Source organism: Arthrobacter sp. B1805 (assembly GCF_002929745.1).
GTDB lineage: Bacteria > Actinomycetota > Actinomycetes > Actinomycetales > Micrococcaceae > Arthrobacter_D.
In genome coordinates this window covers 1-15977 of the sequence record NZ_PJIQ01000028.1, presented here as the reverse complement: position 1 = coordinate 15977, position 15977 = coordinate 1, and the positions used below count along the sequence as shown (strand labels likewise).

At 62.8% G+C, this 15977-nt stretch carries 17 protein-coding genes, 1 pseudogene and 1 riboswitch; of the genes and pseudogenes, 10 read left to right on the top strand and 8 right to left on the bottom strand.

Translation table 11 applies throughout. From position 1 onward, the window contains the following. Nucleotides 1–160: 160 nt before the first annotated feature. The 4 genes from CXQ96_RS17280 to CXQ96_RS17265 all read right to left on the bottom strand — a co-directional run bounded on the left by CXQ96_RS17280 (nucleotide 161) and on the right by CXQ96_RS17265 (nucleotide 3673). A complete protein-coding gene (locus CXQ96_RS17280; protein WP_104119239.1) occupies nucleotides 161–1570 on the bottom strand; it encodes a rhodanese-like domain-containing protein in 1410 nt (469 codons plus the stop codon). A gap of 285 nt (nucleotides 1571–1855) precedes the next feature. Beyond that, entirely contained in the window at nucleotides 1856–2152 is a 297-nt protein-coding gene (locus tag CXQ96_RS17275; RefSeq protein WP_104119238.1) for a rhodanese-like domain-containing protein, read from the bottom strand. Between the two features lie 133 nt (nucleotides 2153–2285). Further along, nucleotides 2286–3056, bottom strand: coding sequence for a sulfite exporter TauE/SafE family protein (locus tag CXQ96_RS17270; protein WP_104119237.1), 771 nt, complete (start codon nucleotides 3054–3056; stop codon nucleotides 2286–2288). After that, complete coding sequence (locus CXQ96_RS17265) at nucleotides 3053–3673, bottom strand: rhodanese-like domain-containing protein (RefSeq protein ID WP_258059180.1); 621 nt, start codon at nucleotides 3671–3673, stop codon at nucleotides 3053–3055. Before CXQ96_RS17265 ends, CXQ96_RS17270 begins: the two co-directional genes overlap by 4 nt. 220 nt (nucleotides 3674–3893) lie before the next feature. Between CXQ96_RS17265 and CXQ96_RS17260 the strand changes: the two genes are divergently transcribed. The 4 genes and pseudogenes from CXQ96_RS17260 (at nucleotide 3894) to CXQ96_RS17245 (ending at nucleotide 6798) form a co-directional block, all read left to right on the top strand. After that, nucleotides 3894–4151: a metal-sensitive transcriptional regulator gene (locus CXQ96_RS17260; protein WP_104119236.1), complete on the top strand. Its 258-nt coding sequence runs from the start codon at nucleotides 3894–3896 to the stop codon at nucleotides 4149–4151. Between the two features lie 92 nt (nucleotides 4152–4243). After that, the gene (locus CXQ96_RS17255) at nucleotides 4244–4669 is read left to right on the top strand and encodes a DUF302 domain-containing protein (RefSeq protein ID WP_104119235.1); all 426 of its coding nucleotides are present in this window, start codon (nucleotides 4244–4246) and stop codon (nucleotides 4667–4669) included. 376 nt (nucleotides 4670–5045) lie between these two features. Next, a pseudogene (locus tag CXQ96_RS17250) lies at nucleotides 5046–6322 on the top strand (MFS transporter). Nucleotides 6323–6429: 107 nt separating this feature from the next. Next, nucleotides 6430–6798, top strand: a complete 369-nt coding sequence (locus CXQ96_RS17245) for a metalloregulator ArsR/SmtB family transcription factor (protein WP_104119233.1) — start codon at nucleotides 6430–6432, stop codon at nucleotides 6796–6798. Between the two features lie 237 nt (nucleotides 6799–7035). Here the strand turns inward: CXQ96_RS17245 and CXQ96_RS17240 are convergent, their stop codons facing one another. Then, nucleotides 7036–7455 carry a metal-sensitive transcriptional regulator gene (locus tag CXQ96_RS17240; protein WP_104119232.1) on the bottom strand — a complete coding sequence of 140 codons (420 nt, stop codon included), beginning with the start codon at nucleotides 7453–7455 and terminating at the stop codon, nucleotides 7036–7038. Nucleotides 7456–7741: 286 nt separating this feature from the next. After that, nucleotides 7742–7999, top strand: a riboswitch (cyclic di-AMP (ydaO/yuaA leader). A gap of 2 nt (nucleotides 8000–8001) precedes the next feature. Here CXQ96_RS17240 and CXQ96_RS17235 point away from each other — a divergent pair. The 4 genes from CXQ96_RS17235 to CXQ96_RS17215 all read left to right on the top strand — a co-directional run bounded on the left by CXQ96_RS17235 (nucleotide 8002) and on the right by CXQ96_RS17215 (nucleotide 12100). Then, nucleotides 8002–8907 (top strand): LysM peptidoglycan-binding domain-containing protein, encoded by a 906-nt coding sequence (locus CXQ96_RS17235; protein ID WP_104119242.1) that lies wholly within the window; start codon nucleotides 8002–8004, stop codon nucleotides 8905–8907. 1212 nt (nucleotides 8908–10119) lie between these two features. Next, nucleotides 10120–10902 carry a DUF2599 domain-containing protein gene (locus CXQ96_RS17230; RefSeq protein ID WP_146070933.1) on the top strand — a complete coding sequence of 261 codons (783 nt, stop codon included), beginning with the start codon at nucleotides 10120–10122 and terminating at the stop codon, nucleotides 10900–10902. A 25-nt stretch (nucleotides 10903–10927) separates the two neighbouring features. Further along, the gene (locus CXQ96_RS17225; RefSeq protein WP_146070932.1) at nucleotides 10928–11191 is read left to right on the top strand and encodes a hypothetical protein; all 264 of its coding nucleotides are present in this window, start codon (nucleotides 10928–10930) and stop codon (nucleotides 11189–11191) included. 255 nt (nucleotides 11192–11446) lie between these two features. Beyond that, the gene (locus CXQ96_RS17215; RefSeq protein ID WP_181036536.1) at nucleotides 11447–12100 is read left to right on the top strand and encodes a hypothetical protein; all 654 of its coding nucleotides are present in this window, start codon (nucleotides 11447–11449) and stop codon (nucleotides 12098–12100) included. Nucleotides 12101–12222: 122 nt separating this feature from the next. On the opposite strand, the gene CXQ96_RS17210 is transcribed toward CXQ96_RS17215, so the two are convergent. The 3 genes from CXQ96_RS17210 to CXQ96_RS17200 form a co-directional block, all read right to left on the bottom strand. Continuing rightward, on the bottom strand, nucleotides 12223–13776 hold the full coding sequence (locus CXQ96_RS17210) for an arsenic transporter (protein WP_104119241.1): 1554 nt from the start codon (nucleotides 13774–13776) through the stop codon (nucleotides 12223–12225). A 96-nt stretch (nucleotides 13777–13872) separates the two neighbouring features. Then, nucleotides 13873–14295, bottom strand: a complete 423-nt coding sequence (locus tag CXQ96_RS17205; protein ID WP_104119228.1) for a low molecular weight phosphatase family protein — start codon at nucleotides 14293–14295, stop codon at nucleotides 13873–13875. A gap of 88 nt (nucleotides 14296–14383) precedes the next feature. Beyond that, nucleotides 14384–14668: a helix-turn-helix transcriptional regulator gene (locus CXQ96_RS17200; RefSeq protein ID WP_258059181.1), complete on the bottom strand. Its 285-nt coding sequence runs from the start codon at nucleotides 14666–14668 to the stop codon at nucleotides 14384–14386. A gap of 296 nt (nucleotides 14669–14964) precedes the next feature. Here CXQ96_RS17200 and CXQ96_RS17195 point away from each other — a divergent pair, with 296 nt between their 5' ends. After that, nucleotides 14965–15474, top strand: a complete 510-nt coding sequence (locus CXQ96_RS17195; protein WP_104119227.1) for an arsenate reductase ArsC — start codon at nucleotides 14965–14967, stop codon at nucleotides 15472–15474. Nucleotides 15475–15522: 48 nt separating this feature from the next. Continuing rightward, a partial coding sequence (locus tag CXQ96_RS17190; protein ID WP_181036535.1) for an NAD(P)/FAD-dependent oxidoreductase occupies nucleotides 15523–15977 on the top strand: 455 nt, incomplete at its 3' end.

The window sequence follows — 15977 nt, the reverse complement described above, 5'->3', positions numbered from 1 at the left end:
GGTTGTTCACTGTCGCTTGGACACCGCGTCCGGTCATGGACGCGAAACTCGTGCCCGTGTAATCAAGGCTGACCGCGCCGGGGTCGGACTGTGCTGCGGTAACGATGGCCCGGGCGACGGGGTGTTCGCTGTCTGCTTCCGCAGCACCAGCGGGTGCTGGTCAAGCTGTAGGCGCGCTTTCCCGGGCCTGCTGCCAGGTGTTCCAGGCGGTGTAGCTGCCGTTGAGTTCGACGATGTCGTACCCGGCCCGCCGGAGCGCGCTGGCTGCGACGGAGTTCCGGAGTCCGCTCTGGCAGTAGGTGACGATCGTTCCGTCGGTGGGGAGTTCGTCGAGGTGCCACATGACCCGTCCGCCGTTGAGTTGGTGGGCGCCCGGGATGTGCCCGGCAGTGTGTTCGGTGCGGTTGCGAACGTCGAGAATCATCGCTGCGTCCATGTCTGCGAGGTCGGCGGGCTGGATGAGGGCGGGCTTAGTGATGGGAAGCCCGTCGATGCTGGTGACGTACCCGGCAACCTGGTCGATGCCGACTCGGACGAGGTGGTCCCAGATCTCCTGTGCGTGGTCCTGGCTGGAGGCGAGCAGGACGAGAGGGTTCTTATCCGTTTCGGGGTTCACGACCCAGGCGCCGTAGGTGGCGATCGCAGCCCCGGCGGGAATGTTCAGGGACCTCTCGACCGTCCCGGCGTGGACCTCGTCCGCCGTGCGGGTGTCAATGAACGTCACCCTGTCCGCGGCGACATCCCTGGCGACCTGATCAGTGTCGAGCTCGGCCAGGGGTGCGCGTTCTCCCATGACGGCAGGTCCTTCCCGGTTCTCGCGCTTCATCCGACCGAAGTAGGCGTGCGCGTCGGGCTGCCCGTCGAGGAGCTCGTCGATAAAGCCCTGCTCATCGTTCGCGGCCAGGTAGGGGCCCCACCAGGAGTAGAGCCTCTCGTAGCCGACGGTGGTGGACGGGATGGCGCCGAGGGCTTTGCCGCAGGCACTGCCCGCACCGTGGGCGGGGTGGACCTGGACGTGGTCGGGCAGGGTCAGGAACTTCTCCTGCAGGCTCTTGAACAACTGCTTTGCACCTTCGAAGCGGGTATCGACGCCGCCTGCGGCTTCATCGAGGAGGTCAGGGCGGCCGAGGTCGCCGGAGAACACGAAGTCACCCGAGAGCAGGTAGCCGGGCTGATCGCTGAACGCACCGTCGGTGACCAGGAACGACAGGTGCTCAGGGGTGTGACCGGGGGTGTGGACAGCCTGGATGCTGATGTTGCCGACGGTGATTGCATCCCCGTCGTAGAGGCGGGTCCCCTCGAACTCGTACTGCCAGTCCGGTCCGCCTTCCCCGGAGACGTAGATCTCCGCTCCGGTCGCCGCGGCGAGTTCCCGGGTGCCGGAGAGGTAGTCGGCGTGGATGTGGGTCTCGGTGACGGCCACGATCTTCATGTTGTTTTTCGCGGCGAGGTCCTGGTAGACGGCGATGTCGCGTCGGCCGTCGATGACGACAGCGGTGCCGTTGGCCTGGCATCCGATCAGGTAACTGGCCTGGGCGAGGTCTTCGTCGTAAATACGTTCGATCAGCATCTGGTGCTCTCCTTCATCGATTCGGGAATCTGAGGCCCGTAAGTAACTACTTCCGATACCCCTGGGGGTATCTGCTGAATGCCAGCATAATACCCCTGGGGGTATACGGCAAGGCGGGCGATGTTCCGGTTGGATGGCTGGGCGGTGCTGGGAAAAGGAGGGTGCGTGGCCGGACCTGGAACGGGGCAGGTCCGGGCACGCACCCGGTCATGAGGGAAACCGGCCCCGCATGCTGGCACTGCCGGTGATGTTCCCGCAGTGCCGGCGGGGCAGGGTTCCGGGGTTTTAGGTGGTGGGTAATCCAGCTCTGGCCCAGGCGATCATGCCGCCGGTCATGGTGTCGGCAGTGAAGCCTGCCGCGGTGAGGGCGTCGGCGACGTGAGCGGAGCGGTTGCCACTGCGGCAGACCACGATAAGCGGGGTGCTTGACTCAAGCTCATCCACGCGGTTGGGTATCTCACTCATGGGCATGTGCAGGGCGCCGGGAATCATGCCGGAAGCAACTTCGACGTCCTCGCGGACGTCAAGGATTCGGGCTTGGGTGCGGCGCTGGTTCGTTTCAGTGACGCTGATTTCAGCCATGGTGGTGTCCTTTCGGGGAGTTGATCGGCTTCAGTGGCGCACGAGCCCGCCTGCAGGGGCTCATGTCCGGGGTTCGGCTTTACGACTGGTCCTGCGGCAGGCTGAGCGGCTGATTTAGCGCGGTGTTCTTTGGTCAAGTGGGGATCAGGGTGGCGGCGGTGTTCACTGCCACCCAGGCGGCCACGATGAAGATGAGGACGGCGAACGAGACGCGGATGTGGCGGTCGTTGAGCCGGCGTGCGAACCTCGCTGCTGCGAGGGAGCCAAGGATGGCAGGAGCAGCGAAGGCGAGAACGATCGGCCAGTTGATCGTGAACCCTGCCGCGTGGGCGCTGAAGCCGGCCGCGGAGTTGAGCACGATGATTACCAGGGAAGACCCGACGGCCTGCTTCATCCGCAGCCCCAGGAAAAGCGTCAGTGCTGGGGTGAGCAGGAATCCGCCACCGACACCCAGGAGTCCGGTGAGGAAACCAACCAGCAGCCCCACGGCCACTGCCTTTGGGGCGCACGTGCGGAAAGACCTGCCGGGTCCGGTGCTGCAGGAACCCTCGGCCTCGGGTGTGCGACCGAGCATACGGATGCCGGCGATGATCATGATTCCCGCGAAGGCAAGCATCAGGACCTCGGGGTCCACCAATCGGCCCACCGCTGTCCCCGCCCACGCGGACGGGACACCGGCGGCGCCAACGAGGAGGATCACCGGCCAGTTCAGTCCCTCCCTGACCCGCGGGATCAGCGCCGCCAGGGAGGAGACGCCCACGACCAGCAACGAGGTGGGGATTGCTTCGGCTGGGCTCATACCCACCCCGTAAACCAGTGCCGGGACAGCGACGATGGAACCGCCGCCACCCACCACGCCAAGGACGATCCCGACGACAAGCCCCAGGACCAGGGCGGCGATCACGCCGCCGGCACCTCGCCGGCCCGGCCACTCATCCGGCTGCTCAGCTGGTTACTCGTGGAGGGAAACTGCAGGATGGCCGATTCGCGGGTGGGTTCCTGGGCCGCCTTGTTCCAGGGCATCGCGGACAGGGCTCGGCCCATCGCGCACGTGTTCGTCGCCGCGGAGAACGTCAGGCCGGTCCCGATAGCACCAGCGAGCATGCGGACCTTCGGAGAGACGAACCGCCCGCCGGCCATGCCGACCAGGACCAGGGACCCGGCCGTGAGGCGGACCTGCCGCTCGAGATCCCAGCGAGCCTTACCGCGGACCACGTCACCGCCGGCAGTTGCGAACCCTGGGACACCGCCGGTGAGGACGTGGGCGGCGCCGATCCCGGACGCGGCAAGGCGCTGGCGTGCCTGCTCGGCCCGGACACCGGACTGGCACGCCAGAACAACCCGGCTGCCCAAACGGGCGGCCAACTCATCGGTGTGCTCCGAAAGCAAGGGCAGCGGGACATTGTAGGAGCCACGGATATGCAGGGACTCGAACTCCGCAGCCGAACGCACATCAATCACCACAACGTCTTCACCCCCGGCGATCCAGCTACGCAGCGTGCCCGGATCAAGCGCAGTCACCGCAGGGGACGCTGCCGATCCGGCACCCGAGACAGAGGCGGAGGACGAAGAGGTGGAAGGTGCGGTAGTCGCGGGAGAAGGGGAGGGGGTGTTCACGAGGAGCCTTTCGATCACAAGGAAATCGGATACCCCCAGGAGTATTCCGCATACCCCCCGGGGTAGTCAAAATACCCATGGGGGTATAAGATTGGGGGAGTAGAAACGACCTTTGGAGAACACCATGCAGCTGGACCCCACCGAACTGACACCCGTGATCAACCGCATGAAGCGAGCCCAAGGCCAACTGGCCGCGGTAACCCGAATGCTTGAAGAGGGCAAGGACTGCAAGGACGTCGTCACCCAGCTCGCAGCAGTCTCCAAAGCACTGGATCGGGCCGGATTCGCGATCATTGCCAGCGGCCTCGAGCAGTGCATCGTCCGCGAGGACACCACCCTGGACAAGAAGGAACTCGAAAAACTGTTCCTCACCCTCGCCTGACACAGGTTTTCCCTGGTCGTGGCACGATCCCGCGACCCGTTGGGATAGTCCTGCCGCCCGCCATTGCACGACCTAAGCGAAGGAGTCTCCCCATGACGTACACCCACTCCATCACCGTCCCCCTGTCCTGGGACGAAGCAGTGCAGAACACACGGGAAGCACTGGGCGAGCAGGGCTTCGGAATTCTCACCGAGATCGACGTCCGGGCCACTTTCGAAAAGAAGCTCGGAGCAGAAGCCGCCGATGCCGTCGGGGACTACATCATCCTCGGCGCCTGCAACCCATCCCTGGCCAGCCGCGCCCTGGCCGCAGAACCATCCATGGGCGCTCTACTGCCCTGCAATGTCGTCGTTCGACGGGGCCCCGATGAGCACGAAACGACGATCGAAGCCATCGATCCGCAGACCATGGTTCAACTCAGTGCAAGCCCTGCCGTCCGGGATGTGGCCGATGACGCAGACACCCGTCTGCGCAAAGCCCTCGCACGACTCTCCGAGCTGCAGGAGCAGTCGCCCTGAGCGTCGGGTACGCCACGGCCACAGGAAGGACCCTCGCCAGAAGGCGGGGGTTCTTCCTGTTTTGAAGCGGCTCACAACCCGTGCAGAGTGATAATTCAGCGCTGGGGGAGTAGGGCCTATCCAGAGGAACATCATCATTGGTCGGTCGCGCTATGACTCGAGGTCGCAGACCCGCCGTGATCGCAAGAGAGCACTTGATCATTCCTCTGTTGATGCCATCAGGAGTCTCAAGCACTACCTGGCCCGTGAACTCTACTAGGCGCTCAAAAAGACCTGAATCATGGTGACACTCCAGTCCTAGTGAGTTCATAAGTGCGTAATTATGCACGTATAGTGGGTGGGACTTATTCCTGCATATGACGGGCTCGGGCTCACCATGCTTTCTGTTCTACGCCGATCGGCTTACCGCAAGCTCTTCACGGCGCAGGTTGTCGCCCTGCTCGCTACGGGCTTACTCACGGTTGCGTTGGGTTTGCTTGCGTTCGACCTTGCTGGTGGGCAGGCCGGCGCGGTCCTCGGAACCGCTCTGACGATCAAGATGGTCGCTTATGTGTTTGTGGCCCCGGTGATGGCGGCCCTGGTCGAGCGGCTGCCGCGAAAAAGTGTTTTGGTCAACGCAGACCTGGTACGCGCGGCGATCGCGCTGAGTTTGCCGTTCATCGATCAGGTATGGCAGATCTACGTGCTGGTGTTCGTCCTGCAGTCCGCGTCCGCGACGTTCACCCCGGCGTTCCAGGCCCTGATCCCTGTTGTCCTGCCCGAGGAGAAGGATTACACCAAAGCCCTGTCCCTGTCCCGGCTCGCCTACGACTTCGAGTCATTGGTGAGCCCGCTGCTCGCCGCGGCTCTGCTGGCGGTAATGAGTTTCCACAACCTGTTCGTGGGCACGATGGTCGGGTTCCTGGTTTCTGCGGCCATGGTCCTCGCAACCAGACTGCCGGTAGTCCCGCCTGCTCAGGGGCAGGGCTCGCTACTGCACCGCACCACTTTGGGCAGCCGGATCTTTCTTCGAGAGCCGACCCTGCGCGGGCTGATGGCCCTGAATCTCGCCGTTGCCACCGCCACAGCCCTGGTGCTCGTCAACACCGTTGTTTATGCGCGGGATTTGTTCGGCGGATCTAACACGGATGTCGCGATCGCGCTGGCGTTCTACGGGGCCGGGTCTATGATCGTCGCTGTCATCGCACCGAAAGCCCTGGAACGCGTACCCAACCGGACATTCATGCTCATTGGCGCGGCGGTCCTGACCATGGGACTGCTCGCGGCGGCGCTCCTCTCCTCAATCACGGAGCTCACCGGACAGACCACCAACAGCTCATGGGTCTTGTTCCTCGGGCTCTGGGTTGTCCTCGGTATCGGTACATCGATGATCAGCACCCCCTCTTCACGCCTGCTGCGCAGGGTCGCGACCGATGACACCCGCAGTTACCTTTTCACAGCCCAGTTCTCCCTCTCCCACGCCTGCTTCCTCCTCGCCTATCCCGTCGCCGGATGGGTCGGAGCAGTCACCGGTCAAAGCGCGGCCGCCTGGTCCTTGGCGTGTTCGCTCTCATCGGAACCATCACCGCGCTGAGCGTGTGGCCGTCGACCGGAGTAGCGAGGACAGCACTTCAGCCATCCGATATCAATCACGGTTCCAAAAGCAGGCGGTAGCGTAGAACCACTATCAGCATCTGATCCGCGCCGAGAGGGAAAGAGCGCCCATGAGCAAACCGCCCGGAGCTCAGCATGTCGGTCACAGCGTTGCCCTCCATGCAGTAATGCAGGCCGACAACCACGAGCTCCTTGATGCTGAACCAAGCCTCGTGCACGCCGTCGAGCCGGACGCACAACGCCTCGAGGCCGGAGCAGCGACCTTCAGGATGCTCGCTGACCCCACGCGTCTACACATACTCTGGCTCCTCACCCAAGGGTCCGCAGATGTCGGGACACTCGTCGCAGCGACCGGAGCGAACCGCACAGCGGTCAGCCAGCACCTGGCTAAACTCCGACTCTCAGGTCTCGTCTCGACCCGCAAAGACTCACGCAACGTCGTCTACAGCATTATCGATGGACACCTTGCACGCCTCATCCTCGAGGGCATGAATCATGCAGATCACCGCGTCACCGGGGAACCCGTTCACGAGTAACACTGAAAGCCCTTGACCAACGAGAAAAGGTCAGGGCTTGTCTATAGGAACATCTCGCCGCTACCCTCAGTTGAGCTCGGTCACCGGCGGCTGCACCGCACTGAAGCCTCAGGGCAGCCACTAAGGAACCGTCTTCGGAAAACCCTCGCACCTCACGTCCGGCACTCGTTCTCGGCGCTCATGTTCAGCGTCCGTGTTCACCGCTCGGTGTTCAGCGTTAGGTGAGGAGGCCCGGGTCTAGCGCAGTAGCCTGCTGATCGCCTGGGTTGCTTCCTTGACCTTGGCGTCGATGGCGTCGGAGGATCCGCTCGTCGCGGCTTCGTGAGCTGCGTCGACGACGCAGTGCTGCAGGTGGTTCTCGAGCAGTCCGAGGCTGACGGCGTGCATGGCGCTGTTGACCGCGGCGACCTGGGTGAGGATGTCGATGCAGTACTTGTCCTCGTCGACCATGCGGGCGATGCCGCGCACCTGGCCCTCAATGCGTTTCAGGCGTCGCAGGTACGCATTCTTATTCGCTGCATAACCGTGGGCTGTGCGCCCAGTCACCTTTTGATTCTGGCTCACGTCGGGTTTGGTGGACTCACCGGCTGCTGCGGAAACCGCTTCGTGAGATGTTGCAGTACTGGCATGCGTTCCGGTTCCGGAGCTCACGGTCATTCCCTTTCACCACCAATCGATGCGATCCGGTCGTGCCGGCCCAGATCGTTGGTGACTTCCCCTGCTGCGCCCATCGCGCAGCAGCTTCCAGTATCGCTGGTCGTTAAGGCCCCTGTCGTTGGGTTGGCGGCATACTGGCGACGCTTTGTTGGCCTCGGTAACGAACGGGTATTCGGTTGACGGCGTGTTGCGAAGACACGCCGAACACCGTTACCTGAACGTGACACAGATACCACCCTGGGGTATTATCGTCACATGTTGCCGGCACCCCGCCGAGAACAATTTCCCGTGCAGATTGCCGAGCCCTGCCGCTGCATCCGGGACCCGTTCGTACAACCCAACAGGCAGGGACGGGGGAACCACGTTTCCACCGGGCCACCGCACGTAACTGTGCGATGACCCTCGGGGTTAAGTCGATCCAACAACCTTGGCACGACCTGTATATAGCGTCCGCGACTGCAGGAATGCCCAGGCATGAACGACGGCCGGGTGAACTCCCATCCGAACCCGACAGCTCACCCCGCAGGCATGGGAGAGGCAATCACCATGTCACGTACGTCCATTCCGGCGCGCCACCGCGCCGTCGTCACCCACTCCATCGCCCTTGAAGGCCTGTCGCACTCCGCGAAGACCGGTGCAGTCGCACTGGGTAAGCCGGCCATCATCGCAGCAGCAACCGGCGGCCTCGTCTTCGCCATCGGCGCCCCCGCACAGGCCGGCACCTACACCCAGGAAGCCACCACGGGCACCGTCGCCCAGGCACCCGTTGTAGCCGCACCCGTCGCCCCCGCAGTTGCTGCAACTCCCGTCGCTGCAGCCGACGGCCACACCGTCGTTGCCGGTGACACGATGGGCGCCATCGCTGCCAAGCACGGTCTGAACCTCAACACGCTCCTGGCTCAGAACGGCCTGTCCTACGCGTCGGTCATCTACCCCGGACAGCAGATCAAGCTCACCGGAGGAGCCAGCGTCGCGCTCAGCCCCGCAGCCGCACCTGCCAGCCAGGTCTTCTACGCAGCACCCACCGCCGCACCGGCCGGCGTCCAGCTGACCTCGGCCACCATCGCCCCAGCAGCCCCAGCAGCCCCAGCAGCCCCAGCAGCCCCAGCAGCTCCCGCGGCTCGTGCGGTTCCCGCCAGTGGCGTTGGCGCAGCTCTTGTCGCCTCGGCCTACGGACAGCTCGGCTCCATCCAGGACTGCACGATTCTCGTCGAGCGGGCCCTGCGCTCGATCGGCCTGAACGTCGGCGACCTCGGCCCGACCCAGTTCTACCAGTACGGCTCGGTCGTCTCGACCCCGGCGCCCGGTGACTTGGTTATCCGCCCCGGCCACATCGCGATCTACGTCGGTAACGGCGAGGTCATCAGCAGCGGCATGAACGGCGCGAACCTCACGATCAAGCACCCCCTGTCGGACCTCGCCGGTTCGTCCTTCGTGCGCGTCAACGGCTAACACAGATTCAGCGGACGCATAGCGTCCGTAAGCTGAACAAGAGTGGCAGGTGCCCTGGACGGGGGTGCCTGCCACTTTTTGTTGATGCCCGTCCGCAGACTCCTCGGTGGGTGCCGGTGTGACTGCGTTCAGCCACACCCAGCCCTCACGCTGGATCTTGATCAGCGGTTCGAGGAACCGAATTTTCACCGCTGTGCGTGTGTAGGCGATCGCATGCGCCTGCACCCTGATCGCCTTCGACGGGTATCGAACCCACGCGTACACCCGGCGCGGTTCCGGAAAGTCGGTGGGTCGGCAGTCCTCGACGTCGAGCTCGGCCGCAGTGAGCATCATCAGTTCCTCGCGCATGACGAACTCCTCGATCCGCTCGTCCATCCGCTTTGCGAAGTGCGCCGCGTACCTTTTTGTTCTGGCCCACCCCCGGACATTACGAGGCAGCTCCGACAATCAGGCCTGCTCGCTTCTCCTGCTCTAGTCCCAGCCCGCGTGTGAATGTCAACGCGAGTGGAGACCACTTCCGCAGCCCGACTTGAGCCCACAACCCCTTTCATCCCGACTCACTAGTGGACTAACCGCAGTTTCACTTGAGCCCACCCCACCGTTGGCACGGGATGCATCAGTCAATGGAGACGCTAGGGCGTGGTCTCATTTTCATTCGACGATGACGACTCGTAGGGCCTCTGCCCGCGAAACCTTCAAGTGCCCGGGGCACCCGTCAATCCAACATTGGGTGTGCTCCGGGCAGTAGCGCATCAGTCCTGAGCAAGCTCTCTACTGTGACAAGAGCATTAAGTGATGGGCAGTTAATGAAGGGGTTGTGGTGGATGATCAGCGGCGTTACTCTCTTGCTTATGGGGGGCCATGCTGATTGCTGACACCTGCCATTTCTCGCGATGATTACACGCGTGAATAACTTCTACTGTCAGGATGTTTTGTATGTCAGTTCGGACGAAGTCCGGTTTCTACGTTGCAACTGCTGAGATTACGGCAGTTAGGTCGTGGGCGGCGATTCTTCTCATCAGCGTCTTAGCCAGCGCTGCGACAGTAGTTCCGGCAGCGGCAGATGATACGCAGGGGGAACTGTCAGCGACTGATGCAGTGCTCGCCATCCAGGAGGTGGCAAGCCAACCGGGCACTGGACCGATCGAGGAGGCTGAATCTTTCACGGTTGAGTCCGATGGGTCACGAGTGGTTCTCGGTGCAGGAACGGAGGTGGCGATCGAGGCTAACAATTCCCCGACGATCACTTTGGAATCCGAAATCTATGAGCCGCTCTACGTGAACGGTGGCCTTGACGGTGAGGCCGAGGTGGCCTCGGACGGCACAACGGTCTATGACACAGGGCGGAACTATTCTGTTGTTCCGCTGCCGCACGAGGATGGCTCTATCCAGTTGATCAACGTAATCGCTGACTCAGCTGCTCCGGAGAAATTTGAGTATGACTTCTCGTCGACCACTCCGGTAAGCATCACGCTCAAAGACGAAGTCGCTGTCATCCTGGACGCGAACGGAGACTTCGTTGGCGGCGTCACGGCACCCTGGGCTTATGACGCCAACGGGGTCGCGGTTCCTACCCACTTCGAGACCGCTGGCAGTACCCTGATCCAGGTCGTTGAGCACTCGTCGGGCTCATACACTTACCCGATCACCGCCGACCCTTATGCAGGTCAAAACCTGTTTTCGTGGATCACGGTTGATAACTACAACGGAGACTCTCGGGTAAACCTGCAACCGACAGACTTCGGTCGGGGGATGCCGCCATGGGTGATGACCGGTGCTGGCTGGACGGAGGCAGTCGGTTGGGGAGGTGCGGCTCCAGTCGGACCCATCCTGAATAGCAAGGCGACGTTGCGCCAGCAGTTCGACTGCCACGCGTTCGGAAACGCCTTCGCCGGCACATGGAACCTCGAGCGGTTCCGTCCGAACCGCACCACGGTCTGGAGCTATGGCGTAGCTATCCACCATTGCAACTGGACAACGGCGAATCGATATTGAGTCGAGATGGATGGAGTTTTGCAGCATGAGCCAACAGCGCAAGGGGCTGAAAATGCTTCTTTATGGCTCGATCGCCAGCGGAGTATTGGCGCTACTAACGGCAGTACTGACTTCGGTTCTGTTTCAGGAAATTGAGAGCAAGGGAGACGTCACCAATGCGCAGGATTTCGGTTGGCGCGCAGTTGCGCTTGCCGTTTTGTCCGTCGTGCTTCTTACTGTTTACCTGATTCGTCGCAATACTCTGAGTAGGAGGTTCAAGCAAACGCAAGAGCACGACCCAGCCCCATGATCGGGTTACGGCGTTGATGAAACGAGCAATAAGAAGGTAATGACCCGAGGCAGATTGTGCCTCGGGTCATTACCTTCTCGCTTCGCTTTGCGCCGATCTCTCAGTGGAGCTCCCCGCATCTAACTAAACCGGCTCATCGCAGTGCGCGCTGCAGCAGTGCCGCGCTAGCCTCCGGGCCCGGATCGATGGTCTGCATTGAACCAACTACTGCCTTGCACGAGGGTTCCGCCCGTGTAGTCGAGGATCCGCCGCGCTGTGTCCACCACCAGTGGGCGCCAGGGCGGCCAGTGCTGGAAGTTGTCTGTTGCTGGTAGCCCAGTCTTGCTCGATGAGTTAACGAGCGAATTCGTCAACGCGTCGGGGCGGTACTCCGACGGCCTTCCGGCAGTGGCAGACGACAGGTCTCGCCGCGCTGCCGTAGGTGCAGGTCTTGTCGAAAGACTGCCGGTGTTCCCCAACGCTCCGATGAGCGACATTTTGGAGGCTCGGGAAGAGCTTGCCGAAGGTCGAAGCGAGTACAGGGAAGCTGTGAAGGAGCTCAGTGGCAAGCTCCAGTCCTCGGCCTTGGACGCCACTTTGCCTAGCGAGATCAATGAGTTGTGGTACGACTCCGTCCGGCCCAAGCTGAAGAAGCTCCAGAAATCGACACTGAAGACGCGACTGATGCATGGCACCGGTGTACGCCTCATCGAAGAGATTCCTAGTCTGCCGACGGTGCTGGTGGCTGTTGTAGGCATTGGTGAAGCGGCAGACGCACTTCCTGACTTGATGACAGCAGGAGCGGCAACCGCTCGAGTCGTAGCTGCCGGTTTCAAGGAAGCATTCCAAGCGCGTTCTGCGGTGCGCGAGCACGACCTGGTCTACCTCTTGGATGTGAATAGGAAGCTGGGGAACGCACGCATCAAGTAGGCTCCCCGCCCCTCGGACTCGGTGCAATATGCGCTCACACCGCTACCCGATGACGGACAAGAGCTTCGGTCCACGGTTATCTGAACACTATGGGTCGGGAGTGGTGGGTGATAACTGGGCCTTTAGGTTCCGATGATGGTGAGCCAGCCGGCGAGGGCGAGGAGAGTGATGATCAGGACGGGGATGGTCAGGACGATGCCGACCCTGAAGTACTGGCCCCAGCCGATGTGGATGCCCTTACGATCCAGAACGTGCAGCCAGAGCAGGGTGGCGAGGCTGCCGATCGGGGTGATCTTCGGGCCGAGGTCCGAGCCGATGACGTTCGCGTAGATCATCGCTTCCTGCGTCAGACCTGTTGCCCCTGCTGCTCCGATGGCGAGGGAGGCGATGAGGACGGTGGGCATGTTGTTCATCAGGGATGCGAGGACCGCGACGATGACGCCGACGCCGAGGGCGGTGATGAGCACGCCGTTGTTACTGATGGCCGAGAAGACGCCGGCGAGTTCGTCGGTGAGTCCCTGGTTACGCAGCCCGTAGACGACCAGGTACATGCCGATGGAGAACAGGACGATCTGCCACGGGGCTTCCTTGAGGATCCGCGGAACCGAGATCCGACCGTCCGGAAGGACCGCCGTACCGCCACCAGCTGAGGAGAGGGTTGCGTCGTCGCCGTCCGCAGTGGAGGTCTTCATATCGGCGGTGGGATGAGTGCTGTTCGCGTTGCCGCCGGTGGAGCGGTGAGCCGCGCTGACGGTTTCGTAGTCGAGGTCGGCCGCCCTGCCAGCTGCATCAGTGTCGGACGTTGATCCCTGCACTACGGAAGTCGGCGCTGAGGCTGTTGCCGGGACTGTGCTCCGGAGGAAGAGGAAGGCTGGTTTGCGGGATGCGACGAGCATGAGGACCACGGCGCCGAGACCGGCCACGGCAGACAGTGGAATGTGCAGTGGTTCCGCGGCGAAGTAGCCGATGAGCAGGACCCCGAGGATCACCCAGCCGGCCTTGAACGTGAGGGGGTCCGCAATCGCTGACTTGGGTGTCTCGAGGACGCTCATGTCGTAGGTGCGTGGGATGACCTTGCGGAAGAACAGGAGCAGGACCCCGAGGCTCGCTGCGACGGACGCGATACCCACCGGAACCATGACGGCCGCGTAGCGGGCGAAACTGATGTCGAAGAAGTCCGCGGTGACGATGTTGACGAGGTTCGACACGACCAGGGGGAGGCTGCCGGCGTCGGCGATGAACCCGCATGCGATCACGAACCCGAGGGATGCCTTGGCGGGGAACTTCAGGGCCAAAAGCATCTGGATGACGATGGGGGTGAGGATCAGCGCCGCGCCGTCGTTGGCGAAGACCGCCGCGATCGCGGCGCCGAGCAGCACGATGAGCGTGAACAGGAGCCGCCCGTTACCCCGCCCCCACCGGGCCACGTGCAGTGCTGCCCATTTGAAGAAGCCCGACTCGTCGAGGATCAGCGAAATGATCACGATCGCAACGAACGCGAAGGTCGCGTTCCACACGATGTCCCACACCACCGGTATATCCGACAGGCTCACCACCGTAGTGAGAAGCGCGAGGACAGCGCCGCCCAGAGCGGACCAGCCGATGCCGAGGCCTTTGGGTTGCCAGATGACCAGGGTCAGAGTGGCGAGGAAGATCAGAACAGCGACCACGGTCATGGCAGTCATAGCAGCAGGGCTCCTAACAGGAGGGCAGGAAGAAACGCACCAATGAACTCACTAATGAGCTCACCGGTGAGGAGGTGGTGCTGGAGGTCAGCGGGTAGTGAGGGTGGTGTGAAGTGTGGTGACGCGCTCGAGGATGTCGTCGCGGACCAGGCGCATCCGTTCGATCCCGTCGATGCCGCGTTCGCTGGGCTCGTCGGTCTCCCACCGCTCATACAGGGTGCCTTCGACCTCGTGGACCTGAGCCTCGGCTCCGAGGATGACGACGACGTCCGCCTTCTCCTGATCCTCACGGGTGATCTGCCGGGGGACGTTCTGACTGATGTCGACCCCGACCTCGCCCAGGACCTCGGCCGACAGAGTGTTGACCGCGGACCCAGGCTTCGACCCGGCAGACGCGGTGGTAACGGAGTCCCCGGCGACCTTGTCCATCAGGCCGGCGGCCATCTGGGACTTCCCGCCGTTCTTCACACACACGAACAGGACAGCGGGCTTGTCGGCCTTGAAACTCACAGGGGCACTCACTTCTTCTGGTCTGACGGGAGGAAAGCAGGGGGCAGGAAGGAACCAAGCAAGAAACGGGCAGGACCCGAAGCGGAGGTTACTTGGGTTCGGTGAGGACGCCGGCGAGGGCGTCCAGAGCACCGGGCACGATCGAGAAGTACGCCCACACGCCGCGCTTCTCGCGGTGCAGGATCCCGGCGTCGACGAGGATCTTCAGATGATGCGACACCGTCGGCTGCCCGAGATTCAACGGTTCGGTGAGATCACACACGCACGCCTCGTTCTCGGCGCTGGCCGAGATGAGGGACACCAGGCGCAACCGGTTCGGATCGGCGATCGCCTTGAACTGCTTGGACAGCTCTTCGGCCCGCTGCGCGCTCATCGCCGGCGTCCCGGACGGCACACAGCACCGACCCTCATCAACCACCTCAGTGGTCGCGAGATCCGTGTCTGCAGCCCTGGTTTCTGCCGTGGTTCGGGGCTCGGCAATCGTCGTCATGCCACCCAGCATACCTGCACATTGACAATCGTCGATATGGATCCGCATACTAAATATCGAAGCCAGTCAATCTCTTGTCGGATACCTCCGTAGGCAGTATCTGAGGAGCTGTTGACTCCTATCCATCATTCACGAGGCCTGTCCGGCGTACCGGGGAGAGCGAAGACCGAAGGATCACCATGACCATCGAAACAGCCGCTGGAGCAACAGAGACCATCCCTGGGACGTCCTCTGAGACGAACGCGACGGACACCCTGACTGGGAAGAAGCCGTCGGTCCTGTTCGTCTGCGTCCACAACGCAGGCCGGTCCCAGATGGCGGCCGCGTACCTGAATCACCTCTCCGAGGGCCGCATCGAGGTCCTGTCCGCCGGCTCTCAGCCCGCCGACCAGATCAACCCCTCCGCCGTGGAGGCGATGAAGGAGGAGGGTATCGACATCACTGCTGAGACCCCGAAGATCCTCACCACCGAGGCCGTCAAGGCCTCAGACGTCGTCGTGACCATGGGTTGCGGGGACGAGTGCCCGTACTTCCCTGGCAAGCGATACGAGGACTGGGTCCTCGAGGACCCCGCCGGTAAGGGCGTCGAGTCCGTCCGCCCGATCCGCGACGAGATCAAGGGCCGCATCCAGCAGCTCATCAGCGAACTCCTGCCCACCGGTGCCGGTACAGGTACGCAGAGCGCCTGACTCTCAGCCCTTCCCGTTCGTCGCTTCCAGGATTTGAAAGGCACCGTCATGACAGACCTGCAGCAGGAAAAGATCATCATCGTAGGCTCCGGCCCTGCTGGGTACACAGCGGCGATCTACGCCGCCCGGGCCGGTCTGACCCCGAGGGTCATCGCCGGCGCGGTGACAGCTGGCGGTGCACTGATGAACACGACGGAGGTCGAGAACTTCCCCGGCTTCACCGACGGCATCCAGGGACCGGAACTGATGGAGAACCTCCGCGGGCAGGCCGAACGGTTCGGCGCGGTCATCGAATACGACGACGCAGCCACGGTCGAGCTCACCGGGAACCTGAAAACCGTCACGACCCTGAGCGGCATCACCTATCAGGCGCCGGCAGTAATCCTGGCGACCGGCTCTGCGTACAAGGAACTCGGGCTCGCGGATGAGAAGCGCCTCACCGGCCGGGGCGTGTCATGGTGCGCGACGTGCGACGGGTTCTTCTTCCGCAACCAGGACATCAT